The sequence below is a fragment of the Paraburkholderia sp. WS6 genome (assembly GCF_030464835.1).
Lineage (GTDB): Bacteria > Pseudomonadota > Gammaproteobacteria > Burkholderiales > Burkholderiaceae > Paraburkholderia > Paraburkholderia madseniana.
Map to the genome: position 1 here is coordinate 114738 of NZ_JALQCK010000015.1, position 24285 is coordinate 139022.

The following is a 24285-nucleotide window of genomic DNA, read 5'->3' on the forward strand; positions in this document are numbered from 1 at the left end:
CTTAGCGCTTTTGGGGCTCGGGGAATTTCCAGTCGCCGTCGAGCACCTTCTCATCCGGGCCATAGATGCGCATGACGAGGGTGTACGCACCAGTGGGCGCCGGCAGCCAGTTCGACGTCTTGTCCGCACCCGGCGACGTGTTCCGCACGTAGATATCCAGCGAGCCATCGGCGCCGTACTTCAGGCCTTTGGTGCGATCGCCGATCGAGTAACGGTTGATTGGATTCGCAACCAGATGGCGCGCGGGCAGGTCGTACAGCGTCATCGACCAGAAGAATTTCGCGGGCGGCAAGTCCTTCTTGTCGAAGTGCAGCACGTACGGCTCTGAGCCGAGCAGTTGCGCGCGTTCGCCGTTCACGCGTGTGCCGACGTACACCGCTTCTTCCTTGGTATTGCCGTAAATCCCCATCGCCGCCGCGACGGCGCGCGTGGTGTAGTCGTCCTTCAGATCCGCACGGCTGCCGAACAGGCTGAACGAGCCAGTGGTGTGTTTTTCCGCGTCGGCCAATGCGGCTTTGCCGTCTGCGACACCGGCTTCGAGCGCGGCGCGCGTTTCCGGCGTCACGGTGGCCGGATCGAACGGCGCGCCCGGCGCAATGCCGATCTTCGCGAAGCGCGCCATCAATTCCTGCTCGGACGGCGCCGGCGGCTGCGTGAACTGCAGCATGAAGTTCAGATAGGCGATGAAGTCGACCGAAGTCGCCTTCGCTTCATCCCACTTCGGAAAATCGAGCTTCGCGACGGGCGGCGGCGCAGCCGTATGTTCGAAGGCGGACAGCGGCGTGAGCTTGTATTGCTTCTGGATCGCCTCGACGTTTTTGACGTCGCTCGCGCCGTTGAGCGCCGTGCGGCCGAGCGTCAGGATCAGGTCCGTCTCGGAGCGGAACACCTTGTCGATGCCCTTGGGTGTATCACCGTGCCAGTTCGGGCCGGCGAACAGATAGTGGCCCGCGCCGTTGCCCGTGGCGCGCGAACCGACGTACGCGAAGTTGTAGGTGTACAGGTCGATCCACTGGAAGACGTAGTAGCGCTCTTTCGGCACCGGGGGCACCGTCAGCACCCACGGCTCGCGACGCAGATCGAGCCACGCCCACGAGTACGGCGTGTCGTTGTTCGGCGTGACGATGTCCTTGTTCTCAGGACCGTACGGATGCGAGTAGTTGCGGAACTTGCCGAAGCCGCCCACATAAGACTTCGAGCTGGAATCGAGCGCCTGCTCATAAAGCGTCTTGTAGTTGAACAGCATCGGATACGCGTAGAGGAACGCGTCTTTGGCGATCGCGCGCGCTTCTTCAGGCGAGGCGGTGACGGCCGCTGTCGCCGCCGTGGGGGCGCTCGCTTGAGCGACGGCTTGCGTATGCGGTAACGTGATCAGTGACAAGGCCGCGATGACTGCGCAGGTCGGCAGGCGTTTGAATAAGGTCATGGTTAAGTCCTCTGTTTCTGTACTCAGTTTTTTGTGCTTATTTGCCGAACGTCATGTTCAGCCCGGCGAAGATGGTGAACTTCGGCACGCCGGCGCCTGAATGCGCTACCGAGTATTGCGGCTCGATAAACGCGTTGTAGATGGTCGAGCCGCCTTTCCACGCTTTGCCCGCACCCAGACCCACCGGGATGTAATAGCTGCCATGCTGCAGGTCGAAAGTCCAGGTGCCGGTCGAGCGGATATACCAGCCGCCCGGCAGGTTGAAGATGCCGAACGGCTGCGCGGTGAGCGATTGCGTGGTGGGCCGGCTGCTTTGTCCCGCGAACGAGTGTTGCCACTGCACCAGGGCGCCGAGGAGCCGCGCCTTCGTCGCGCTGACGGCGACCGCGGCAAGACCGGCCTGCCACTTGCCGGTGCCGAGGCTCGGGTCGGTGGCGGTCGGCATCGTCACGAGCGGGCCGACGCCGACCTGCACGTCGCCTTGCGAGAGCAGGAAGATGTCGAATAGATTCAGGTCGCCGAGGCCGGTGTTATAGCCGCCGCTTGGATCGGGCCGCGTGCTGACCGGCACCGTGGCGCGGAAAATTTCCGGCACGCCGATCAGGCTGTTCGGGCCGATCGGCACGGTGGGGCGCAAGAGCAGATCGTTGGTGTGTGCGCTCGCGCCGAACACGCTCGGCGTGTAGTAATTCTGGATGTTGAATGAGGCGGCCAGATTAAGCGGGTTATTACTCTTATTGGCTTCGTCGGCCGATGCCTGAGCGAACGCCGGCGACAACACCACCGAGGCGGCGTATAACGCTACCGACCCAACCACGCTTTTACAACCCATTCGCGCACCTCGTCTATGGGCATTTCTTATAGGCGAACGCATTCTTTTGCCCGATGCAAATAAAGCAGGAGCAATGGCATTCGTATTTTCGAATTAGGTCGAACTAACGCAAACTAATCGCAGGCGTAAGTTCACCTCACCCGGTGGCCACGCGCAACCGGGGAAATATGCAAAGCGGATAAGATGCGCGATTAATTCGCACTAAGTCTTTCGAGCAAGCTGGAAAGACGGTACGGCCGGATACAGGGCTTGCATGGACGCTCCTTTCAGACTCAAGAGACGCCGCACCAAACGACGCATGCGGAGGTAAAAAATTCACAATCCGGGAGTGTTGTGGCGGAATAGTAGCAAACGTTTCAGGAGATTACAGAGATAAATTTGTAACGCGATAGAAATCTACGCAATTTCGGACGGAGTTAAATTTTGGCCGCCATTCTTATTCCACACTTTTGCCACTACGTTGAGCATTTGTTTGCTTGTTGCATAAAAAGCTGCATAGCGGCATACGCCATTTGACAATTACCGGCATTCACGCCGTCGTCCAAAAAAGCAACAAAATGGGCTGCAACAAGCGCCGTGTCCCATTAGACTTGCGCTCGCTTAAAGTTTGACCCACCGCTTTTGATGAGGCTTTTATGATTCGCACGATGCACCGGTACTGCATTGCTTTGACCGTTATGGTTCTTTCAGCTTGTACCGTTACGCCGCACCACGACGCAAGCGAGTCGCCGACCGGCGCGTCGACCGCCGCAACTCTCGCGTCGTGGAACGATACTGCGAGCAAACGCTCGATTGTCGATTTCGTCACGCTGGTCACGACGCCAGAGTCGAAAGACTTCATCCCGCGCGCCGACCGGATCGCCGTATTCGACAACGACGGCACGTTGTGGCCGGAGCAACCCGCCTCGGTACAACTGGTGTTCGCGTTGCAACGGGTGAAGACGGTGGCCGGCCGGCATCCGGAATGGAAACGGCAGGACCCGTTCCGCTCGATTCTGAAAGGAAATCTGAAGAGCATCGCGGCGAGCGGCGACGCCGGTTCGATGAGGCTGCTGGCGGCGGCGCATGCCGGCATGACCAGCGATCAATTCGCCGCGCTCGTGCACGAATGGTTCGACTCCGCGAGCGACCCGCGCTTCAATCGCCCGTACGCCGACCTCGCTTATCAGCCGATGCTCGAGTTGCTCGCCTATCTGCGCGCCAACGGCTTCAGGACCTATCTGGTGACGGGCAGCGATGTCGAGTTCGTCCGTGAGATCGCGCAGCGCGTGTACGGCATTCCGCCCGAGCAGGTGATCGGCAGCACCGTCAAATACAAGTACAGCCAGACGAACGGCGCCGTAGCGTTGACCCGGCTTGCCCAAGTCGACACGCTCGTCGATGGCGCGGCCAAACCGCTTGCCATCGACCGCGCGATCGGCCGGCGTCCGGTGATCGCGTTCGGCAACGCGGACGGCGACGTGCCGATGCTCGAATGGACCTCGGCTGGCGACGGTCCGCGCCTCGCGGCGCTGCTGCACCACACCGACGGCGAACGGGAGTATGCGTACGATCGCACGGCGAAAAGCGGCAAGCTCGACAAGGGTCTGGACGAAGCCGGCGCGAAAGGCTGGCTCGTCGTCGATGTGAAGGATGACTGGAAGACGGTCTTCAAGACGGATAGCACAGCAACGGCTGCGGCGGCGCCGTCCAATTAAGGGCGGCTGGTTGGGAAGGCCGCGCTTCGCTGCGGCCTTCCCGGTCTTTCATCACGCGCTCAGCGGCTCAGCGTGATCGCCAGATAAGCGGCGTAGAGCACGCCGCACACCAGCAGCGCCCACACCGGCACGCCGCGCGCGCGCACGTTGATCCGCAGCCACGCGGCGGCGGCGAGCGTGATCACGATACCGGTCACCACTTCGATACGCGGCGTCCACGGTGTCAGCAGAATCCCGATGGCGGGCAGCAGCGTGCCCTGGAAAACCATCGCGCCGGTGATGTTGCCGAACGCCAGCGTGTCCTTGCCACGGCGAATCCACAGGATGCTGTTGACCTTCTCCGGCAACTCGGTGGCGATCGGAATGATCAGCAGCGACAGCAGCAATGGCGAGACGCCGAGCACCTGCGACACGCCCCGCACACCGTGGATGAAGCCTTCCGCGCCCCACACCAGCAACGCAACCGCCAGCACCAACTGCACGGCAATGGTCGCGAGATTGGTGGGCAAGCCAAGACGCGACAGCAGCATTCTGCCCGGCGCTTCAGTGCCGTGACCGGCGTCGACCAGTTTGTTCGATGCACGGAACGTCATCACCACATACGCGATGTACACACCGACCAGCGCCGCGCTGAACAGCCCCCGTACGATCATCTCTTCATGCGGCACGTACATTGCCGCGGCGGCCAGCACAAAGGCGCACAGGAAGTAGTTCAGATCGCGCGTGAAACCCGTGCGTTCCGGCGTGACCCAGCCGCCGGCACCGCGCGAACCGAGAATCGCCAGCGTCATCAGGAAGGTGGAGAGGGTGGAGAGCATGAGCGGCGCGCCGAGAATCGCGCCGACGCCGATCTCCTGATTGACCGCGCTATCGGTCGTGCCGCCCGCAATCGCGAGCAGCGGGACGAGGGTTTCGGGCAAGGCGGTACCGACCGCCGCGAACAGCGAACCCGTCACGCCCTCGGAGATTTTCAGACGCTCGCCGAGATGCTCGAGGGCATTGGTGAAGAGCTCGGCCGCCACGAGAATGACGACCAGCATGATGGCGAGTTGGAACAGGAGACCGGTCATGCGTGGCTCCCTGCAAATGCAAAGGGGAAGCGGCACAACGGACCGGCAAGTGGGGAGACTGGCAGGGCACAACGATGTTTCACAGGGCAACTCCGCGGTCGGACGAAAGTAACGAACCAATGACGCACCGCGACCCGTCCGACCAGAACGAAGCAGTGCGCCAATGGTCTCGCCAAACCGACCCGGTCGAACGCGCCATGACCCGCAGGCCAAGTATGTTGACGCGCTCTCCTTCAAAGGATGAAGGAAGGCTACTCCCCAGTGACCGGGGGATTCTAACGGGACGGGCGGCTTTCAACAAGCTTGGAATCGGGCGCGTGGGCCGGCGCCCTCTGGTTTTGCTACGGCCGTCCGGTGATGCGACATCAGCCTCGCAAGCGTGCGATGGCCCCACTGGTAAGATCACTCACCGTTTACGACCGCAGTGAGTGTTCACATGAGTTATCAAAACCGCCAGTGGTTTTACGTCAAGCGTCCTGAAGGACGCGTTGGCGATGAGCATTACGAGTTACGCGAAAGCGAACTCGACGACAAATTGTCATCCAATGAGGTGCTCATCCGGGCGCGCATTATCAGCGTCGATCCGTACATTCGCATCCAGCAGCACGAACGCAATACCTACGATGTGCCGCATCCACTCGGCATCGTGCAGCGAGCGGGCGTGGTGGGTGAAGTGGTGGCGTCGGCGAGCCCGCTGTTCAAGCAGGGCGACTGGGTGTCGGCCTATAGCGGCTGGCAGTTGTATGCCAAGTGCCATCACAGCGAACTGGCCAAACTGGACCCCGCCGCGGCGCCGGTTTCGACCGCGCTCGGCGTGCTCGGCATGCCGGGACGCACCGCGTGGTTCGGTTTGATGGAAGCGGGCAAGCCGCGTCCGGGCGACACGCTGGTCGTGTCCGGTGCGGCGGGCGCAGTCGGCTCGCTGGTCGCGCAGTTCGGCAAGCGCGCCGGATGTCGCGTCATTGGGATAGCGGGCGGTCCGGACAAGTGCGCGTTTCTGACCGACACGCTGAAGCTCGACGGCGCGGTCGACTATCGGGCGCATCCGACGCTTGAAGGCTTGCAGTCAGCGCTGCAGGCGGCGACCGGCGGCGTCGATGTCTATTTCGACAACGTGGGCGGCATGGTCACAGATGCGGTGATTCCGCTCATCAAGCGCCGCGCACGGATCGTGATCTGCGGCGCGATCGCTCAATACGACGGCGGTCTCGACACGCCGGACCTCGCGCCGCGCTTCCTGCAGCACATGCTGTTTCAGCGCGCGACGATTCAGGGGATTCTGGCGCGCGATTTTACGCATCGGATGGATGAGATGCTGCAGACGGTTGCGCCGTGGGTGAAGAACGGTGAAATCGTTTATCAGGAGACTTACGTCGATGGGTTTGACGCGTTGCCGAACGCGCTGAATAGCCTGTTTGAGGGGAAGAATCTTGGGAAGCTGCTGGTGAGGGTATGAAGGTGTGAGTTCCTGAACGACAACCCCGACGCTGGCCGGGGTTGTCGTTTGTGGATTGTTTATTTCCGTTTGCTGCGTCTTTGCAGCATGGCCTCGGTCTCTGGCGCGGTCATGTACCTGCCGGCAACTCTGTAGTCATAGTCCGGGGTGATGGTGATCTGTCCGAGCCGGTAGTCGATGGTGAACCGGACCTGGTGTCCGGGCAGGAAGCCGGCGTGTTCGAGCATGGCATCGGTAACCTGCATCCAGGGAAAGGCAGTACGCTTGCCGCGTTCGTGCGTGCGGTCTGCTTCAAGCGCAACGGAAATGCGCGTGACGTGTTCGTCGCGTGCGCGACGTGGTTTAAGATTGGCATCAGCCATGGTCAACTCCTTCGGTGAGTTGGTGGTGGTCAGCGGGCCGTATGGGTTGCCGCCCATGCGGCCCGCGCTTCTTCTACTGCATCAAATCTCCTTCCTTACCGCTGGCTCTGTGCCAGCACCGTATCAAGCATCTCGGACACGAAGCGTTGCCGCGCCTTCGGTAGCCGGCTGATCGCCTCGATCTGCTGTTGCAGCTTAGAGGACGGACCGCGTTTGCCGTCTGGGGTGACGTTCTGCCCCAGCAGTTCATCGGATGAAAGCCCAAGCGTTCTGGTCAACTCCGGTAGCAGTGAGGCAGGCAGCCGCAGCCGCCCACCTTCGTAGTGAGCGAGGGTCTGCTGGGCAATGCCGAGCTGCTCGGCGAGTTGCTGTTGGGTGAACTCGCGGGCCTTGCGGGCGCTGGCGATACGCGCACCCAGCGCCTTGAAAAACTGTTCGTCCTTTGGGTTCATGGCTAAGCTCAGCGGTGAAAGTCCAGCCATGATTGTAGCTCTGGATTGTGAGTTAATAGGTTGATTTACATCATAATGGAGTACTCCACAATCGAGTTGTTGTTAATCAAAACCCTCTTGATTGGTTTTTAGACGGAGGACGGATTCATGCCGCGCATCCATCAGGAAGAACTGGAAACGCGCGACGACCCGACGAGCGACCGACACCGAGACCACTTTCGCAAGCTAGGCAAGTAAACGTAGTTACAAAAACCTGTTACGGCCCTTTGTTTTTGTAACTACAATAACCATATGAAAACGACTCACGACCAAACCAAGAGCAACGCCAACGAGCAGAAGCACGGCGTATCTCTGTCAATCGCCGAAGCGATTGATTGGTCGTCCGTATGGTGCGCACCCGACGACCGCAAGGATTACGGCGAGTTGCGCGAAATTGGCTATGCCGTGATCGACGCCCGCCTCTATTGCGTCGTGTTCACGCAGCGCGGCGAAACCTTTCGGGTTATTAGTCTGCGCAAGGCGAACAACCGGGAGATAGACCGCTATGAAAAAGCAACCCAAATTGATCCGTAACACGCCCGAAGAAGAAGCCGCGATTGCTCGCGGCATCGCGGCCGACCCTGACACGTTCGAACCGACCGATGAACAGTTCGCACAGATGAAGCCGCGCGGCGGCCGACCTAAGCTTGCGCACCCGAAAGTCGCGGTGACGATTCGATACGACGCTGAGATAGTGGAGCGTTTCAGAGCAAGCGGCGAAGGCTGGCAAACGCGCATGAACGACGCACTGCGCGACTGGCTCAAGACACACCACGCATGAGGTGCTAAAGGAGTCGGGAGGGTGGGAAACGCTGGAAATGGTGCAACGCTACGCGCACCTGTCAGCCGATCGCCTGGCACGTTGGGTTCAGCTGCACACACCGTCGTCGACCTACAGATGACTGCCGGCCGACTATATTTTCACTGTGCTGGGGGAAACGGTGAAGCAGAGAAACCGCTGAAAGCCTTACGGCTATTGGTGCGCCCGGCTGGGATCGAACCAGCAACCCCTGCCTTCGGAGGGCAGTACTCTATCCATTGAGCTACGGGCGCTTCAACACGAAAGCGCGGCAACCTGAACAGGAGCGACGCCAAAGCGAGACCGAAAGGATACCCGGTTTCGGCCAAACCGTCCACCGGACGGCCTATATGGCGGGATTGGGCGCCTCCTGCCCGCCATCCAGGGGGCACCGGCCGCACCTTTCGATGCGGGTAAACGCCTGCTGAACACCTCGCCGCGCCCCTCGCCGCCGCCGAAATGTTGCGTCTATAATCGTCCGTGCCTGATTAAAGAACAAGAAGTTGCCGTCACGCTGTACCGCTCACATACCCACGGAGACGAGACAAGCATGAGCGAAGCACCACACGGAGCCCCAATCAAAACCCCCGGGCAGCTCATCGCCGCGATCATTGCCAGTTTTGCGGTACCGATCGTCATCATCGTTCTGCTCGTGATCTACGTCGATAATTCGACGCGCACCGGCGCCGGCACGGACAGTCTTTCCGACGCCGAGGTCAGCGCGCGCATCAAGCCGCTCGCGCAAGTCGACATTCGCGACGCCAATGCGCCGCGCGTCTACAAGTCCGGCGAAGAGGTCTACAAGGCCGTTTGCTCTGCGTGTCACGCGTCGGGTGCGGCAGGCGCGCCGAAATTCACCAATACCGCCGACTGGGCGCCGCGCATCGCGCAGGGCTTCGACACGCTGTGGCACACGGCGCTCGTCGGCAAGGGCGCGATGCCCGCGCGTGGCGGCACCAGCCCGGACGACTACAGCGACTTCGAAATCGCCCGCGCGGTGGCTTACATGGCGAACAATTCCGGTGCGAGCTTCCCTGAACCGGCGCAACCGGCAGCGGGCGCGGCGGCCGCCGCGTCTGGCGCTGCTGCCGCCGCGCCGGCGGGTGCTTCGGACGCTGGCGCCGCACAAGCCGCTGCAGCAATGGCGGCCATGGCCAGCGTGCCGCAAGCGGCTGCGCCAGCAGCGGGCGGAACCCAAAGCGCGGACGCCTCTCAAGCCGGCAAGGCGCTGTATCAGCAGGTTTGCCAGGCCTGTCACGCGGCCGGCGTGCTGAACGCACCGAAGTTCGGCGACAAGGAAGCATGGGCGTCGCGCCTGAAAGACCCGATCGACACGGTCTACAACTATGCGCTGCACGGCAAGGGCGCGATGCCGCCCAAGGGTGGCTCGACTGCCTCCGACGCGGACGTGAAGGCGGCCGTCGACTACATGGTCAGCGCGGCGAAATAAGGCGCTTCTGGCGGTTGTCGCAGGACAAAAAATCCCTGCACCGTGGCGACACGGGCAGGGATTTTTTTATCCGAAATGCGCTTTATGCGCCGTCGGCCCAGGCGCCTGCCGATGCAACCGCGGTGCGGCTGAACGCCTCGACAAATGCCAACGCCGGCGTGGTACGAGCCAGCGACGTCAAATGCGTGTGCAGGTCGGCAGGCACTAGCCACGGATAGCTCAGCCCATCTTGCAACGCTTCGAGCAATTTGCCGTCGACGTCCGGCACGACGTCCATGCGTGCGATGTGGATATGGAACCCAGTGACGGCCGGCGCCGCGTCGAAAGTCCACCGATACACTCCGTGGCCCACGCGCAATGCGCCGGTTGCCCGTTCGCGCATCACCACCAGCCAGGGTAAGGCGTCGATCGTGCCGTTGTCCACCGCGAGCGAATCGCACACGTAATAGGTGCGGCACTGCGCGTACTGCGCGCCGAAATCGGTGACGAGCGTTTTCGTGATCGCACCAGCCCCGACTGTGCGCGCCGGAAACGCGATATTCGACGTAGCGAGCGAAACGGTGAGGACCGCATCCGGTGCGAAGGCCTCGGCAATGCGATTAGCACGCGTGTTGTCTTTTGCGTCGATGTAGGTTTCGAGCGCGCGGCGATAGTGCGCGAGCGGCGGCGTGTGCATGCGAGCGGTCTCCGATTGATGCCTGATCGACGCCCGATCAACGGGCCGTGCCACTGTAGCGTGCGTCCGTGGAAAAACCGCCGATGCACCTGCCGCGCGCGGGTTATGTGGGCAAGTCGGGGAATGCAAACGAATTGCGGTTGCCTACGCACGGCGCCTCCGAGCCAAGCGTGCGCTTGCGATCAAGCGAACGCAACGCACACGCGTTCGCTCCATCACTCAAGGCTTCTGCAACAACGCCTTCAAACTCGCAAGCCGATCCTTCGGCGACATCGGCGCTTCTTCGGGTGTCGGCGGCGGGGCGTCGTCGAGCAGCATCTCGGGGATGAAGCGCGACGGCTCGCACACCACGGTCTCTCTCGCGCGCTTGCGCTTCTTGCACCAGTTCAGATGCAGACTGCGCTGCGCCCGTGTAATCGCGACGTACATCAGACGACGCTCTTCCTCGATGCGCGCGTCGTCGATCGGCTCGTCGTCCGGGCCGCCACGGTGCGGCATGATGCCTTCTTCGACGCCCACCAGAAACACGTGCGGATATTCCAGCCCCTTCGACGCGTGCACCGTTGAAAGCCGCACGGCGTCCGGATCTTCTTCACGACCTTCGAGCATCGACATCAGCGCGACGGTCTGAATCAGGCCGAGCAGACTCTTACCGGTGTCGCCGAAGCCGTCGGCGGTGTCGTAGCCGGTTGCCTCGCTCTTCTCCGAACCTTCGGGTTCAGCCTTGGTGCCCTTGCGCTTCAGCCATTCCATGAACTCGAGCACGTTCTGCCACTTGGACTGCGCCTGACGTTCGTCGAACGCGTCGTACAGATAGGCTTCGTAGTGAATTGCGTCCATCAGTTCGTCGAGCAAGGTCCCGGCGGCATCCTTCTCGGCACGATCGGTGAGGCGCTGCATGAAGTCGCAGAACACGCGCATCGGTTCGATCTGACGCGGCGACAGGCGCGCCTCGATGCCACCCATGTACACCGCTTCGAACAACGACACCTTCGCCTGACCCGCAAACGAGCCGAGCGCTTCGAGCGTCGTATTTCCGACGCCGCGACGCGGCGTGGTGATCGCGCGGATGAACGCCGGGTCGTCGTTCGCGTTGGCGATCAGGCGCAGATACGCGCAGATATCCTTGATCTCGGCTTTGTCGAAGAACGACTGGCCGCCCGACAACACATACGGAATCCGCTCGCGACGCAGCACCTGTTCGAAGATGCGCGCCTGGAAGTTCCCGCGGTACAGGATCGCGTAGTCGCGAAAATTCGCGCGCCGCTCGAACTTGTGCGCGGACAGGCGGAACACCACGGACTCGGCCTCGTGCTCTTCGTCGTTGCACGGCGTGACGGTGATCGTGTCGCCCATGCCGTGTTCGGACCACAGCTTCTTTTCGAACAGCTTCGGGTTGTTCGCGATCACGTTGTTCGCGGCGGTCAGAATGCGCACCGTCGAACGGTAGTTCTGCTCGAGCTTGATCAGATGCAGCTTCGGAAAATCCTTGCTGAGCTGCCCGAGATTTTCGAGCGTCGCGCCGCGCCAGCCATAGATTGCCTGATCGTCGTCGCCGACCGCCGTGAACGCCGCGCGCTTGCCGGCCAGCAGTTTCACCAGTTCGTACTGGCACGCGTTAGTGTCCTGATACTCGTCGATCAGCAGATAGCGCAGCTTGTTCTGCCAGCGGTCGCGCACCTGCTCGTTCTTCTCGAAGAGTTCGGCGGGCAGACGGATCAGGTCGTCGAAATCGACCGCCTGATACGCATGCAGCGTCGCCACGTAATTGCGGTAGACGATCGCGGCCTGATGTTCGTCCTCGTTTGCGGCGATCGCGATCGCCTGCTCGGGCATGACCATGCCGTTCTTCCACAGCGAGATGATCGACTGGATCTTGCGGATGAAACCCTTGTCTGTCGAGCCGACCTGCTCCTGGATCATGCCGAAGCAGTCGTCCGAATCCATGATCGAGAACTGCGGCTTCAAACCGACGTGTTCCGCTTCCTGCCGCAGAATTTGCACGCCGAGCGAGTGGAAGGTGCAAACCGTCAACTGGTTGACGGGCACTTTGCGGCCTTCCTTGCCGGGCGTGGTGAGCGTCTTGCCTTCAAGCAGCTTGCCCACGCGCTCGCGCATTTCCAACGCGGCCTTGTTCGTGAACGTGACGGCGGCAATGTGGCGCGGCTCGAAGCCTTTGGCCTCGATCAGATGGGCGATCTTCTGCGTGATCACGCGCGTCTTGCCACTGCCTGCGCCGGCGAGCACGAGACACGGGCCGTCAAGATAACGGACCGCTTCATTTTGAGCGGGGTTCAGGCCTGCGGACATCGTCAGTGGATGGGTAATGCGGTTGAGGGCGCTTGGGTGCGGAATCGCGAGACCGAAGGCCCGGGGGCATGCTGCGCGGGGCGGGTGGCTGGCGCGCGTGCCTCAGTGAGAGGGGCGTTCCGGCTCGCAGCGATCCGCGCGAGAGGAGCGATGTTAACACGGATGCCTGGAGCGGATGCCGTGACAGGCGCGCTGTCGGATGGCCAGGAACGGGGCCCGCGATGGCAGCTCGCCCGACGACGAAAAACGGACGTTCGAGTGAGCTGGCCCGAACGCGGCTGCAACTGCCGTCCGAGCGCCGCCGGACAGGCACCGCCGACAAGCGCCTGCGACGATGCCGACAGTCCGCCTTCGGGACATGCCACAATTACGTTGTTGCGCGCCGTCGCCGCGGTGGCAAAGCGGCGCGCCGTTTTTGCAGGAAGACACGCATGTCCGCATCGCTGAAGATTGGATTGATGGGTTACGGTTTTGCTGGCGCGACCTTTCATGCGCCGGTGATCGAGCACTGCGGGCGAGCGAGCATCGCGGCCATCGCGACGAGCCAGCCCGAGCACGCGCTGGCCGATTACCCGCACGCAAAGGTGGTGGCCGATCTCGACGCCCTGCTGGCGCTCGAAGAAATCGACTGCGTCGTCATCGCGACACCCAATGACACGCACTTCGACCTGGCGCGCCGCGCGCTGGAAGCGGGCAAGCACGTGGTGGTCGACAAGCCGGTCACGCTGACTGCCGCAGATGCTCACACGCTCGCCAACATTGCACTCGCCCGGGGCAAGCGGTTCGTCCCCTTTCATAACCGCCGCTGGGACGGTGATTTTCTGACCGTGCGGGATCTGCTCGCCAGCAGAGAATTGGGGCGTATCACGCAATACGAATCGCATTTCGACCGATTCCGGCCGGAGGTTCGGCAGCGTTGGCGCGAGGAAGCTTCGCGCGGCGGCGGTTTGCTATTCGATCTCGGACCGCACCTGATCGATCAGGCGCTGGCGCTGTTCGGCGCACCGCAGACCGTGTCGGCGACGGTTCGGACGCATCGCGATCAGGCCAGCGCGCCGGACTACGTGCATATTCAGTTGGGCTACGGCGAGTTCGAAGTGGTGTTGCATGCCAGCGCGTTGACTGCGTACGTCGCGCCGAGGTTTACGATCCACGGCACGCAGGGGAGCTACGTCAAATACGGGCTCGATACGCAGGAAGATCAGTTGAAAGCCGGCTTGCGGCCGGGCGATGACGGGTTCGGCGCCGGCAATGCGCCTGGTGTGTTGCGTGTGCTCGAAGAGGGCCAGGAAGTCGAGCGGGAGGTGCCTACGCGCAACGGCGAATACGTCGGCTTTTATATTGCCTTGGCGGATGCCATTCAGAACGGCATGAAATTTCCCGTCAGCGCTCAGGACGCGGTCGACGTGATGACGATCATCGAGCTTGCAGCCCGGAGCTCGGAGGAAGGCGTCCGGTTGCCGTTTGAACGCATTCGCTGACTTTCCCAGCGCCACGGGGCGCTTTTTGGCCATTTGGCGACGGCACGCGAACCATGCCGCCGCCAATGGCAAAACGCCTGACAACCCCGAAAGGAACATAACGTTACAAATAACCCCGCCTCCGCGGTCAGCGTGAGTCCCCGGCAATCCGTTGCTACCCCAGTAGCACCACAAAACGACAACGACTTCCCGGAGAGTCCATGCCTCGTATCGTCCGCGCACTAGCAGCATGCGCTTTGCTCAGCTCCCTCGCCGCCTGCGTGGTGGCTCCTCAGCAACCCGCGCCGGCGCCGCGCCCTAACCCGCAACAAATCGCGGATCAGCGCTTCAACCAGGTCAACGGCCGGATCGACAACCTGAGCCGCCGCATCGACGCCCGCGTCAACCAAGGCTACTACCCGCCCCCGCAAGGCGGTGCGTTGCACCATCGCCTCGACGTGATCCGTCAGGAAGCTCACGACATGGCGGCGCAACACGGCGGCGGCCTGTCCGGCGACGAACAGCACGTGCTGAACCAGGAACTGGACAACGCGGCACACGCCATCGGCGAATAATCGCGCCAGTTCTGGCACTGAAGCAAAGGAGCGCGGGCATCACGTCCCGCGCTTTTTTTGACATTCGCGAACCCGCAGCGCCAACCCCCATGCCCCTTGCGGGCCTTTATTTGACAAGCCCCCGGCCCTCGCGTACATTCGCCGCACGCGTCGGGAGAGCGTGCTGGCCGCAGAAAATCGCAGGCCGCGCCGCCGAAGGGGCACACCCGCAAACTCTCAGGCAAAAGGACCGACTGCGTCGAAGAACCCGCGCCCAGGCAACATCAAGGCACCGGTTTTTCGCACTCTGGAGAGCGGCAGTAGCCGTCTGCATCGTTTAATCGAGCAGATTCTGGCAAGCTGCCCACCGAAGGGGCGCGCGTTTCACCGTAGCGATCACGGCTTCACCATCGCACGGCAGCGCAATCTCTCAGGTATCGAGGACAGAGGGGTCATGCAACGCAATCGCTCGCAGGCATCAGCCGCGAGGCGTAGCGCCGCATGGCCTTTTTTGTTTCGCGAGACGCCTGAGGCCCCATGACCGAACTCAAACACACCCCGCTCAACGCCACCCATCGTGCGCTCAACGCCCGCATGGTCGATTTCGGCGGCTGGGACATGCCCGTCAACTACGGCTCGCAGATCGACGAACACCGCGCCGTGCGCACCGACGCCGGCATGTTCGACGTCTCGCATATGTGCGTCGTCGATTTCACCGGTGAACGCGTGCGCGCCTTCTTCGAACACGCGCTGGCCAACAATGTCGCCAAGCTGCAAACGCCGGGCCGCGCGCTCTACTCCTGTCTGCTGAACCCGAATGGCGGTGTGATCGACGATCTGATCGTCTATTACTTCAGCGAGACGCACTTCCGCCTGGTCGTCAACGCCGGCACCGCGGAGAAAGACGTCGCCTGGTTCAGCAAGCTCAACGCCGAAGGCAGCTACGGCCTGACCATCACGCCGCGCCGCGATCTGGCGATCGTCGCCGTGCAGGGCCCGAACGCCCGCGATAAGGTCTGGCAAGTCGCGCCGTCCAGCCGTACCTCGACCGAACTCCTTAAGCCATTTAACGCCGCGATCGTCGACAACACGCCGTTTGGCGAATTGATGATTGCCCGCACCGGCTACACCGGCGAAGACGGCTTCGAAATCGTCCTGCCTGCAACGTCCGTCTGCGAGTTCTGGGACGCATTGGTGCGTCAAGGTGTGCGCCCTGCGGGTCTCGGCGCGCGCGACACGCTGCGTCTCGAAGCCGGCATGAACCTGTACGGCCAGGATATGGACGACAACGTCTCGCCGCTGGACGCCGGCCTCGCCTGGACTGTCGATCTGAATTCGCCGCGCGATTTCGTCGGCAAGGCCAAGCTTGAAGCCGACGGCTCGCAGGCCTCGTTCGTCGGTCTGATCCTGCTGAAGGAAAACGGCAAGGCGGCAGGCGTGCTGCGTGCTCACCAGAAAGTCGTCACGCCGCACGGCGAAGGCGAAATCACCAGCGGCACTTTTTCACCCACGATGCAGGAATCGATCGCCTTTGCGCGCGTGCCGAAAGGCGTGCAGCCGGGCGACACCGTTCACGTCCAGATTCGTGACAAAAACGTACCCGCAAGCGTGGTAAAACTGCCGTTCGTACGCAACGGCAAAGTGCTCGCAGTTTAAGCAGCCGGCGCGTGCGTTTACCTTTTTAAGTTCATACCGAATAACACCGCATAGGAGCATCCGATGAGCATCCCGGCCGATCTGAAATACACCGAATCGCACGAGTGGGTCCGCACCGAAGCGGACGGCACGCTGACGGTCGGCATCACCGACCACGCGCAGGAAGCGCTCGGCGACATCGTCTTCTTCGAAGTTCAGGAACTGGGCAAGACCGTCAACGCTGGCGACACCGTCGCCGTGATCGAGTCGGTGAAAGCCGCTTCCGATATCTACGCGCCAGTCTCGGGCGAAATCATCGAAGCGAACCCGGCCGTCGCCGACACGCCGGATGGCGTCAACAGCGCGCCGTACGAGAACTGGCTCTTCAAGATCAAGCCGGCCGCGGACGCATCGCAGGATCGCCTGATCGACGCGGACGCGTACGCCAAGGCCGTCGGCGCCTGATTCACCGCAACTTGCACCATTACGTTTAAACCCGACAGGCGCGGCGCGTCCGATTCGACAGTCGAACGGACGCCCGCACCGCCAGGAACACCTCATGAAGCTCGAACACCCGGATCGTCTGATGAACCGCACTCCTCTCTCGCTCGCCGCGCTCGAAGTGCATGACGCCTTCGCTGAACGGCACATCGGCCCGGATTCGGCCGACCAGCAAGCGATGCTCGAAGCCCTCGGCTTCGCGTCGCGCGCCGCGCTGATCGACGCGGTCATTCCGAAGACGATCCGCCGCACCGAAACGCTGCCGCTCGGCCCCTTCGCCCAGCCGAAAAGCGAAGCGGAAGCGCTCGCCGCGCTGCGTGAACTGGCGAACAAGAACCAGGTGTTCCGCTCGTACATCGGGCAGGGTTATTACAACGCGCACACCCCGACGGTGATCCTGCGTAACGTGCTCGAAAATCCGGCGTGGTACACCGCGTACACGCCGTATCAGCCGGAAATCTCGCAGGGCCGTCTGGAAGCGCTGCTGAACTTCCAGCAGATGATCGTCGACCTGACGGGTCTCGCGATCTCGAACGCCTCGCTGCTCGACGAAGCCACCGCGGCCGCTGAAGCGATGACGCTGCTGCAACGCGTCGGCAAGCCGAAGTCGAACGTGTTTTACGTCGCCGACGACGTGCTGCCGCAAACCATCGAAGTGGTGAAGACGCGCGCCACGCCGGTCGGCATCGAAGTGAAAGTGGGCCCGGCTGCGGAGGCGGCGAACGCGAATGCGTTCGGCGTGCTGCTGCAATACCCGGGCGTAAACGGCGACGTGCGCGACTACCGCGCGCTCGCTGAAGCGATCCATGCCGCAGGCGGCCACGTGGTAGTCGCTGCCGATCTGCTCGCGCTGACCGTTTTGACGCCGCCGGGCGAATGGGGCGCGGACGTGGCCGTCGGCAACACGCAGCGTTTCGGCGTGCCGGTTGGTTTCGGCGGCCCGCACGCGGCTTACCTCGCCGTGCGCGACGAATTCAAGCGTCAGATGCCGGGCCGTCTGGTCGGTGTGACTGTCGATGCGCAAGGCAATCCGGCACTGCGTCTCGCGCTGCAAACGCGCGAACAACATATCCGCCGCGAGAAGGCGACCTCGAACGTGTGTACCGCGCAAGCGCTGCTCGCGATCATGGCCAGTATGTACGCCGTCTATCACGGCCCGCACGGTCTGAAGACGATCGCGCTGCGCGTGAACCGCATCGCTGCATTGCTCGCAGCCGGCGCGAAGAAGCTCGGTTACACGCTCGTCAACGACACGTTCTTCGACACGCTCACGTTCGAAACCGGCGCACGCACCCAGGCGCTGCATGACGCGGCAACGGCGCGGCGCATCAATCTGCGCCGCGTGAGCGATACGCGCGTCGGCATCTCGATCGACGAAACCACCACGCGCAGCGATCTGGCCGATCTGCTCGCAGCGTTTGCGCAAGCGGCATTTGTCGACGAAGTCCCGCAAATCGACGCCCTCGACGCAGAACTCCCCGCCGAGAACACCGTGCCCGCTGCGCTCGAACGCACCAGCGCGTACCTTACGCACCACGTGTTCAACCGCCACCATTCGGAAACGGAAATGCTGCGCTACCTGCGCAGCCTCTCCGACAAGGACCTCGCACTCGACCGCTCGATGATCCCGCTCGGCTCCTGCACGATGAAGCTGAACGCGACCTCCGAAATGCTGCCGGTCACGTGGCCCGAGTTCGGTCAGATTCACCCGTTCGCACCGGCTGAGCAAACGGTCGGCTACCGCGAAATGATCGATCAGCTCGAACAGATGCTGGTCGCGGCCACCGGCTACGCAGCGGTGTCGCTGCAGCCGAACGCCGGCTCGCAAGGCGAGTACGCGGGTCTGTTGATCATTCACGCGTACCACGCATCGCGCGGCGAAGGCCACCGCAACGTCTGCCTGATTCCCGCTTCGGCGCACGGCACGAACCCGGCATCGGCGCAGATGGCCGGCATGCAGGTGGTCGTAGTGGCTTGCGACGCGCAAGGCAACGTCGATATCGAAGACCTGAAAAAGAAAGCCGAGCAACACGCCGACAAGCTCGCGGCGATCATGATCACGTATCCGTCCACACACGGCGTGTTCGAATCGAACGTCCGCGAAATCTGCGAGATCGTGCATGCGCACGGCGGCCAGGTCTATGTGGACGGCGCGAACATGAACGCCATGGTCGGCCTCTGTGCGCCGGGTCAGTTCGGCGGCGACGTCTCGCACCTGAATCTGCACAAGACCTTCTGTATTCCGCACGGCGGCGGCGGACCGGGCGTCGGTCCGGTTGCGGTCGGCGCGCATCTCGAGCAATTCTTGCCGAATCAGATTTCGTCGGGCTACGAGCGCGCACCGAACGGTATCGGCGCTGTGTCGGGCGCGCCGTACGGTTCCGCGTCGATCCTGCCGATTTCGTGGATGTACATCGCGATGATGGGCGCGAAGAACCTCACGGCCGCCACCGAAACCGCGATCCTCAACGCAAACTATGTCGCGAACAAACTCGCGCCGCATTACCCAGTGTTGTACTCGGGCCCAGGCGGACTGGTCGCGCACGAATGCATTCTCGATCTGCGTCCGATCAAGGAAACCAGCGGCATCTCCGTCGACGACGTCGCCAAGCGCCTCGCCGACTACGGCTTCCACGCACCGACCATGAGCTTCCCGGTGCCGGGCACGTTGATGGTCGAACCGACCGAATCGGAATCGAAGGAAGAACTCGACCGCTTCATCGAAGCGATGATCGCGATCCGCGAGGAAATCCGCGCTGTGGAAGACGGCCGCTCGGACCGCGAAGACAATCCGCTCAAGCACGCGCCGCACACGGCGGCGGTAGTCATCGCGAACGACTGGAAACATGCGTATGCGCGCGAAACCGCCGCGTATCCGCTGCCCACGCTGATCGCCAAGAAGTACTGGCCGCCGGTCGGCCGTGCGGACAACGTGTACGGCGACCGCAATCTGTTCTGCTCCTGCGTGCCGATCGCCGACTACGAGTAAGCCGGCCCGCAAACCGCGCAGCGCCTGAAGGTTGTAAGCAGGCGTTGCGCGGTTCTGTCGCTTGTGTCCGCAAACGGCTAACATCACACACCGAATCAGCCTAACGAGGAGTTTCGCATGGCACGACAGGTGCGATTGATGCAAAGCCGGACCGAAATCAGGCGAACCCAAACATGGCAACAGGCTTGCACGCTATTGCTGGCTGGCGCGGCGGTGCTGCTGCCGCTACGGCAGGCGCAGGCCGCAATGAATTTTTGCGCGGCGCCCGCGTTGCAAACCAGCGAGCGCACGAATGCCGACCCAGGCGTCAAGGCACTGGTGAGCAATGTACTGGCACATCTGAACGACCCGCCGCATGCGCTGGCGAAACTGCATACCGAAGGCACGTTGCCGCACGAGGGCATCTACGATCAAAGCGTCGAGGCGGAGAAGGATCTGGATCTGCTGCGCGACGCCGCGCTCGCCTGGCGCGCGACCAGTGACGACCGTTATCTGAAACTGGTCGACCGCCTGCTGTATGCGTGGGTCACGACTTATCAACCCAGTTTCAATCCGATCGACGAAACCCATTTTGAGGGCCTGATCCTCGCCTACGACATGACCGCGAGCGCGTTGCCGGTGAAGACGCGCAATGCTTCGATGGCGTTCCTGACGAAGCTCGCGAGCGGCTATATCGCGCAGATCGACGCGCAGCCGCGGCCGCTCACGGGCACGTTCAAGAACAACTGGCAAAGCCACCGGATCAAGCTGATCTCGATGGCCGCGTTTACGCTGGATAACCGCAAGATGATCAACGCGGCGCAGCGCCTGTTCGACGAGCATATCGGCGACAACATTGCGCCGGACGGCTCGACGTTCGACTTCGGCGAGCGCGACGCGCTGCACTACGTCACCTACGACCTGCAGCCGCTCGTGACCGCCGCGCTCGCCGCGCGCCGCCACAACCGCAACTGGTTGCCGGAAAAGGGTGCGAACGGCGCGTCGTTACAAGGCGCGCTGAACTGGCTCACGCCGTACGCGGATGGCAGCAAAACGCATGAAGAATTCGTGCATTCGAACGTTCCGTTCGATGCCAAACGTCGCGAGGCCGGTTTGCCCGGCTATTCGGGTCAATGGGATCCGAAAAACGCGACGGAACTGTTTCACCTGGCGGCGCGTCTCGACGGACGCTATACGCCGATCGCGCTGCAGCTCGCACCGACGCCGCCCGCATGGCTCGCCGTGTGCTTACCGCTGCCGGCGCGCTAAACTAACCTTTATCAGCAGGGAGCAGTAAATGGCAGTCAGCGTGTTCGACCTCTTCAAAATCGGCATTGGTCCGTCCAGTTCGCATACGGTCGGGCCGATGCGTGCGGCGCTGATGTTCGCGCAAGGGCTCGAACGCGACGGGCTGCTTGGCGCGACGGCATCTGTGAAAGTGGATCTGTATGGGTCACTCGGCGCGACCGGCAAGGGTCACGGCACCGATCGCGGCGTGATGCTCGGCCTGATGGGCGATGCACCCGACACGGTGGATCCGGATACGATCGCACAGCGACTCGAAGCGGTGAAGGCGTCGCGCAAGCTCGCTTTGCTCGGCACGCACGACGTGCCGTTCGTCCAGAAAGATCACATTTCGTTTTATCGCCAGGCGCTGTCCGAGCATCCGAACGGGCTGAAGCTGCGCGCGTTCGATGCGCAAGGCGAGACGCTGCGTGAGTCGACGTATCTGTCGGTCGGTGGCGGTTTTGTGGTGACGGCGGGCGCGCCGAACACGAAGGTGCTGAGCGCGGTCGAACAATTGCCGCATTCGTTCCGCAGCGGCAACGAATTGCTCGCGCTGTGCAAATCGACCGGCAAGAGCATCGCGCAATTGATGTGGGAAAACGAACGCGTCTGGCACACGGAAGAAGAAACGCGTGCGGGTCTGCTGAAGATCTGGAATGTGATGCAGTCGTGCGTGTCGCGCGGCTGCGGTATCAACAATCCGGATGCGGACGGTAACTTGCCCGGTCCGTTCCATGTAAAGCGCCGCGCGCCGCAGTTGTATCGTGCGCTGTCGAGCAATCCTGAGCTGGCGCTGCGCGATCCGCTGTCGATGGTCGACTGGATCAATCTCTACGCCATCGCCGTGAACGAAGAAAACGCTGCGGGCGGGCGCGTGGTCACGGCGCCGACCAACGGCGCGGCCGGCATCATCCCGGCCGTGCTGCATTACTACACTCGCTTCATGCCCGGCTCGAACGAGCAGGGTGTGATCGACTTCCTGATGACGGCGGCGGCAATCGGCATTCTGTACAAGCTGAACGCGTCGATTTCAGGCGCGGAAGTGGGATGCCAGGGTGAAGTGGGCGTGGCCTGCTCGATGGCCGCGGGTGCGCTCGCGGCGGTGATGGGCGGCACGCCTGAACAAGTCGAGAATGCGGCCGAGATCGGCATGGAGCACAACCTCGGGCTGACGTGCGATCCGGTCGGCGGGATGGTGCAGATTCCGTGTATCGAACGCAATGCGATGGGCTCGGTGAAAGCGGTGAATGCGGCGCGAATGGCGCTGCGCGGTGACGGTACTCACTACGTGTCGCTGGACTCTGTGATCAAGACGATGATGCAGACCGGCGCGGATATGAAAACGAAGTACAAGGAAACGTCGCGCGGTGGGTTGGCGGTGAATATTGTGGAGTGTTGAGAACACAACGACCCGACCGCACCCATCGCAACGCCTGGAGGCTTCATCGCAATGCCGCTCGCTTCTGAATCTTCTTCCACCGCTCAAACCACAGGCGCGCGTCTCGTCGTCGACGCTTTGCTGACGCACGGCGTCGAACGTGTTTTTTGTGTTCCCGGCGAGAGCTTTCTCGCCGTGCTCGATTCGCTGCACGATGAAACAGACCGCATCCAGACTATCGTCTGCAGGCACGAGGCGGCGGCCGCGAACATGGCGGAGGCCGTCGGCAAATTGACCGGGCGTCCGGGTGTCGCCATCGTCACGCGCGGACCGGGCGCGACGCATGCATCGATCGGCGTGCACACCGCGTTTCAGGACTCGACGCCGATGATCCTGCTGATCGGCCAATGCGCCCGCGAGCATCTCGATCGCGAGGCCTTCCAGGAAATCGACTACCGGCGCATGTTCGGGCAGATGGCGAAATGGGTCGCGCAAATCGACGACCCGAAGCGTATTCCCGAATATCTGAGCCATGCGTTTCACACGGCGACGTCGGGACGTCCGGGGCCGGTCGTGTTGTCGTTGCCGGAAGATGTGTTGAGCGATGCGTGCGACCTTGTTGCCGGCGCGCCCGCATACAAGCGTGTGGCGGCGTCGCCGTCCGCAGCGCAGATAGAAGAGTTGCGTCGATTGCTGGAAGGCGCGCAACGGCCGATGGTGATTGCCGGTGGCAGTGGTTGGACACCAACAGCATGTGCCGACCTGCAACGCTTCGTCGAGGATTGGCAATTGCCGATCGGCCTCGCATTCCGCTTCCAGGACACGCTCGACAACGAGCATCCGAACTATGCGGGTGATGTTGGTCTCGGTATCAATCCGGCGCTTGCTCAGCGTATCCGCGATGCGGACCTGCTCCTCACGCTCGGTCCACGGCTAGGCGAAGCGACGACCAACGGCTACACGCTGCTCGACATTCCGAAGACCAAACAAACGCTGGTGCACGTGCATCAAGGCGCGGAAGAACTGGGGCGCGTGTATGCGGCAGATCTGCCGATTGTCTCGGGCATGCCAGAACTTGCAGCATTGCTTGCAGCGTTGAGGCCGTCTTCCGACAAGCTCACATGGACCGGCGCTGCGGACGAAGCGCATCGCGCATATCTCGACTGGCGCAAGCCACGCCCGATTCCTGGCGACGTGCAAATGGGCGAAGTGATCCAGCAGTTGCGCGCGCATCTACCGGAGGACGCGATTCTCACAAACGGCGCGGGCAACTACGCAACCTGGCTGCATCGGCATTTTTCATATCGGCATTTCCGCTCGCAACTCGCGCCGACCAGTGGCGCGATGGGCTACGGCGTACCCGCGGCGATTGCGGCGAAGTCGATGTATCCGCAACGCGCAGTAGTCGCGTTAGCCGGCGACGGCTGCTTCATGATGTCCGCGCAAGAACTCGCGACGGCAATGCAATACGACCTGCATGTGATTTTCATCGTCGTGAACAACAGCCACTTCGGGACGATCCGGATGCATCAGGAGCGGCACTATCCGAATCGCGTGCATGGCACCGGTCTCACGAATCCGGATTTTGCGGCATTCGCAAAGTCGTTCGGCGCACATGGAGAGACGGTGGAGCGAACTGAAGATTTCCTGCCGGCGTTGCAGCGTTCTCTTGAGGCGAAGCGCGCGGCAGTGATCGAGATTCGCATGCCGCAGGAGGCGAGCACGCCGGGCGCAACGTTGGAGCAGATTCGCGAGCAGGGAAGGAAACTGCGAGGCGAGACGGCTTAGCGTAGAAGGTTTGTGGACAACGTCCCTCTGCGCCGATGCGTCTTAAGTCGAATTTTTGACATACAGCAGACTTACCATGCGATCACCTTGTGCACCGTTTGACGAATCGGCTAGGGTAGCCATTCGTCTGAACGATTCAGGGAGT

20 protein-coding genes, 1 tRNA gene, 1 pseudogene and 3 riboswitches are annotated in these 24285 nt (G+C 62.3%); of the genes and pseudogenes, 14 read left to right on the forward strand and 8 right to left on the reverse strand.

Annotated features, from left to right (window positions below; genetic code table 11):
- Nucleotide 1: 1 nt before the first annotated feature.
- Nucleotides 2-1426 (reverse strand): DUF1254 domain-containing protein, encoded by a 1425-nt coding sequence (locus M0D64_RS19495; protein ID WP_171925313.1) that lies wholly within the window; start codon nt 1424-1426, stop codon nt 2-4.
- Between the two features lie 37 nt (nt 1427-1463).
- Nucleotides 1464-2258, reverse strand: a complete 795-nt coding sequence (locus M0D64_RS19500; RefSeq protein ID WP_171925312.1) for a hypothetical protein — start codon at nt 2256-2258, stop codon at nt 1464-1466.
- Between the two features lie 635 nt (nt 2259-2893).
- On the opposite strand from M0D64_RS19500, the gene M0D64_RS19505 reads away from it, so the two are divergent.
- Nucleotides 2894-3955 (forward strand): HAD family phosphatase, encoded by a 1062-nt coding sequence (locus M0D64_RS19505; RefSeq protein WP_266258898.1) that lies wholly within the window; start codon nt 2894-2896, stop codon nt 3953-3955.
- A gap of 59 nt (nt 3956-4014) precedes the next feature.
- On the opposite strand, the gene M0D64_RS19510 is transcribed toward M0D64_RS19505, so the two are convergent.
- Complete coding sequence (locus M0D64_RS19510) at nt 4015-5025, reverse strand: sodium:calcium antiporter (RefSeq protein WP_171925310.1); 1011 nt, start codon at nt 5023-5025, stop codon at nt 4015-4017.
- 100 nt (nt 5026-5125) lie between these two features.
- Nucleotides 5126-5297: riboswitch (yybP-ykoY riboswitch) on the reverse strand.
- Nucleotides 5298-5461: 164 nt separating this feature from the next.
- On the opposite strand from M0D64_RS19510, the gene M0D64_RS19515 reads away from it, so the two are divergent.
- A complete protein-coding gene (locus M0D64_RS19515) occupies nt 5462-6481 on the forward strand; it encodes an NADP-dependent oxidoreductase (RefSeq protein ID WP_171925309.1) in 1020 nt (339 codons plus the stop codon).
- Between the two features lie 59 nt (nt 6482-6540).
- Here the strand turns inward: M0D64_RS19515 and M0D64_RS19520 are convergent, their stop codons facing one another.
- Together M0D64_RS19520 and M0D64_RS19525 are read right to left on the reverse strand one after the other, a co-directional pair.
- Entirely contained in the window at nt 6541-6843 is a 303-nt protein-coding gene (locus M0D64_RS19520) for a hypothetical protein (RefSeq protein ID WP_171925308.1), read from the reverse strand.
- 95 nt (nt 6844-6938) lie between these two features.
- Complete coding sequence (locus M0D64_RS19525; protein ID WP_266258899.1) at nt 6939-7295, reverse strand: helix-turn-helix domain-containing protein; 357 nt, start codon at nt 7293-7295, stop codon at nt 6939-6941.
- Nucleotides 7296-7586: 291 nt separating this feature from the next.
- Here M0D64_RS19525 and M0D64_RS19530 point away from each other — a divergent pair, with 291 nt between their 5' ends.
- The 3 genes and pseudogenes from M0D64_RS19530 to M0D64_RS19540 all read left to right on the forward strand — a co-directional run.
- Complete coding sequence (locus M0D64_RS19530; protein WP_154566465.1) at nt 7587-7868, forward strand: BrnT family toxin; 282 nt, start codon at nt 7587-7589, stop codon at nt 7866-7868.
- A complete protein-coding gene (locus tag M0D64_RS19535; protein ID WP_154566466.1) occupies nt 7840-8115 on the forward strand; it encodes a BrnA antitoxin family protein in 276 nt (91 codons plus the stop codon). The genes M0D64_RS19530 and M0D64_RS19535 overlap by 29 nt, the downstream gene beginning before the upstream one ends.
- Nucleotides 8114-8236: pseudogene (locus tag M0D64_RS19540) on the forward strand (site-specific integrase); the annotation flags it as partial. The gene M0D64_RS19535 and the pseudogene M0D64_RS19540, both read left to right, overlap by 2 nt.
- A gap of 75 nt (nt 8237-8311) precedes the next feature.
- On the opposite strand, the gene M0D64_RS19545 reads toward M0D64_RS19540, so the two are convergent.
- Nucleotides 8312-8387, reverse strand: a tRNA-Arg gene (locus tag M0D64_RS19545).
- 296 nt (nt 8388-8683) lie between these two features.
- On the opposite strand from M0D64_RS19545, the gene M0D64_RS19550 reads away from it, so the two are divergent.
- Entirely contained in the window at nt 8684-9583 is a 900-nt protein-coding gene (locus tag M0D64_RS19550) for a cytochrome c5 family protein (RefSeq protein ID WP_171925307.1), read from the forward strand.
- A gap of 82 nt (nt 9584-9665) precedes the next feature.
- Here M0D64_RS19550 and M0D64_RS19555 read toward each other — a convergent pair whose 3' ends face one another.
- On the reverse strand, nt 9666-10259 hold the full coding sequence (locus M0D64_RS19555) for a hypothetical protein (protein ID WP_266258900.1): 594 nt from the start codon (nt 10257-10259) through the stop codon (nt 9666-9668).
- A gap of 219 nt (nt 10260-10478) precedes the next feature.
- Entirely contained in the window at nt 10479-12569 is a 2091-nt protein-coding gene (locus M0D64_RS19560) for a UvrD-helicase domain-containing protein (RefSeq protein WP_171925305.1), read from the reverse strand.
- A gap of 431 nt (nt 12570-13000) precedes the next feature.
- Between M0D64_RS19560 and M0D64_RS19565 the strand changes: the two genes are divergently transcribed.
- From M0D64_RS19565 to M0D64_RS19600, 8 genes are all read left to right on the forward strand, one after another.
- Nucleotides 13001-14050, forward strand: coding sequence for an oxidoreductase (locus M0D64_RS19565; protein ID WP_266258901.1), 1050 nt, complete (start codon nt 13001-13003; stop codon nt 14048-14050).
- Between the two features lie 200 nt (nt 14051-14250).
- A complete protein-coding gene (locus tag M0D64_RS19570) occupies nt 14251-14604 on the forward strand; it encodes a hypothetical protein (protein WP_154566470.1) in 354 nt (117 codons plus the stop codon).
- A 141-nt stretch (nt 14605-14745) separates the two neighbouring features.
- Nucleotides 14746-14847, forward strand: a riboswitch (glycine riboswitch).
- Nucleotides 14848-14880: 33 nt separating this feature from the next.
- A riboswitch (glycine riboswitch) is annotated at nt 14881-15040 on the forward strand.
- 80 nt (nt 15041-15120) lie between these two features.
- A complete protein-coding gene (gene gcvT / locus M0D64_RS19575) occupies nt 15121-16239 on the forward strand; it encodes a glycine cleavage system aminomethyltransferase GcvT (protein WP_171925303.1) in 1119 nt (372 codons plus the stop codon).
- Nucleotides 16240-16302: 63 nt separating this feature from the next.
- Nucleotides 16303-16683, forward strand: coding sequence for a glycine cleavage system protein GcvH (gcvH, locus tag M0D64_RS19580; RefSeq protein ID WP_154566472.1), 381 nt, complete (start codon nt 16303-16305; stop codon nt 16681-16683).
- Nucleotides 16684-16777: 94 nt separating this feature from the next.
- On the forward strand, nt 16778-19708 hold the full coding sequence (gcvP, locus tag M0D64_RS19585) for an aminomethyl-transferring glycine dehydrogenase (RefSeq protein WP_266258902.1): 2931 nt from the start codon (nt 16778-16780) through the stop codon (nt 19706-19708).
- Nucleotides 19709-19825: 117 nt separating this feature from the next.
- Nucleotides 19826-20956 (forward strand): alginate lyase family protein, encoded by a 1131-nt coding sequence (locus M0D64_RS19590; protein WP_154566474.1) that lies wholly within the window; start codon nt 19826-19828, stop codon nt 20954-20956.
- A gap of 28 nt (nt 20957-20984) precedes the next feature.
- Nucleotides 20985-22373 (forward strand): L-serine ammonia-lyase, encoded by a 1389-nt coding sequence (locus M0D64_RS19595; RefSeq protein ID WP_154566475.1) that lies wholly within the window; start codon nt 20985-20987, stop codon nt 22371-22373.
- Nucleotides 22374-22424: 51 nt separating this feature from the next.
- Nucleotides 22425-24140 (forward strand): thiamine pyrophosphate-binding protein, encoded by a 1716-nt coding sequence (locus tag M0D64_RS19600; protein ID WP_171925301.1) that lies wholly within the window; start codon nt 22425-22427, stop codon nt 24138-24140.
- Nucleotides 24141-24285 lie beyond the last annotated feature (145 nt).

Coding starts and splice junctions, on each gene's coding strand:
- M0D64_RS19595 (WP_154566475.1), top strand. CDS start 20,985: ATGGCAGTCAGCGTGTTCGACCTCTTCAAAATCGGCATTGGTCCGTCC.
- M0D64_RS19520 (WP_171925308.1), bottom strand. CDS start 6,843: ATGGCTGATGCCAATCTTAAACCACGTCGCGCACGCGACGAACACGTC.
- M0D64_RS19500 (WP_171925312.1), bottom strand. CDS start 2,258: ATGGGTTGTAAAAGCGTGGTTGGGTCGGTAGCGTTATACGCCGCCTCG.
- M0D64_RS19530 (WP_154566465.1), top strand. CDS start 7,587: ATGAAAACGACTCACGACCAAACCAAGAGCAACGCCAACGAGCAGAAG.
- M0D64_RS19510 (WP_171925310.1), bottom strand. CDS start 5,025: ATGACCGGTCTCCTGTTCCAACTCGCCATCATGCTGGTCGTCATTCTC.
- M0D64_RS19505 (WP_266258898.1), top strand. CDS start 2,894: ATGATTCGCACGATGCACCGGTACTGCATTGCTTTGACCGTTATGGTT.
- M0D64_RS19590 (WP_154566474.1), top strand. CDS start 19,826: ATGGCACGACAGGTGCGATTGATGCAAAGCCGGACCGAAATCAGGCGA.
- gcvP (WP_266258902.1), top strand. CDS start 16,778: ATGAAGCTCGAACACCCGGATCGTCTGATGAACCGCACTCCTCTCTCG.
- M0D64_RS19535 (WP_154566466.1), top strand. CDS start 7,840: ATGAAAAAGCAACCCAAATTGATCCGTAACACGCCCGAAGAAGAAGCC.
- gcvT (WP_171925303.1), top strand. CDS start 15,121: ATGACCGAACTCAAACACACCCCGCTCAACGCCACCCATCGTGCGCTC.
- M0D64_RS19570 (WP_154566470.1), top strand. CDS start 14,251: ATGCCTCGTATCGTCCGCGCACTAGCAGCATGCGCTTTGCTCAGCTCC.
- M0D64_RS19525 (WP_266258899.1), bottom strand. CDS start 7,295: ATGAACCCAAAGGACGAACAGTTTTTCAAGGCGCTGGGTGCGCGTATC.
- M0D64_RS19555 (WP_266258900.1), bottom strand. CDS start 10,259: ATGCACACGCCGCCGCTCGCGCACTATCGCCGCGCGCTCGAAACCTAC.
- M0D64_RS19600 (WP_171925301.1), top strand. CDS start 22,425: ATGCCGCTCGCTTCTGAATCTTCTTCCACCGCTCAAACCACAGGCGCG.
- M0D64_RS19550 (WP_171925307.1), top strand. CDS start 8,684: ATGAGCGAAGCACCACACGGAGCCCCAATCAAAACCCCCGGGCAGCTC.
- M0D64_RS19560 (WP_171925305.1), bottom strand. CDS start 12,569: ATGTCCGCAGGCCTGAACCCCGCTCAAAATGAAGCGGTCCGTTATCTT.
- M0D64_RS19565 (WP_266258901.1), top strand. CDS start 13,001: ATGTCCGCATCGCTGAAGATTGGATTGATGGGTTACGGTTTTGCTGGC.
- M0D64_RS19495 (WP_171925313.1), bottom strand. CDS start 1,426: ATGACCTTATTCAAACGCCTGCCGACCTGCGCAGTCATCGCGGCCTTG.
- M0D64_RS19515 (WP_171925309.1), top strand. CDS start 5,462: ATGAGTTATCAAAACCGCCAGTGGTTTTACGTCAAGCGTCCTGAAGGA.
- gcvH (WP_154566472.1), top strand. CDS start 16,303: ATGAGCATCCCGGCCGATCTGAAATACACCGAATCGCACGAGTGGGTC.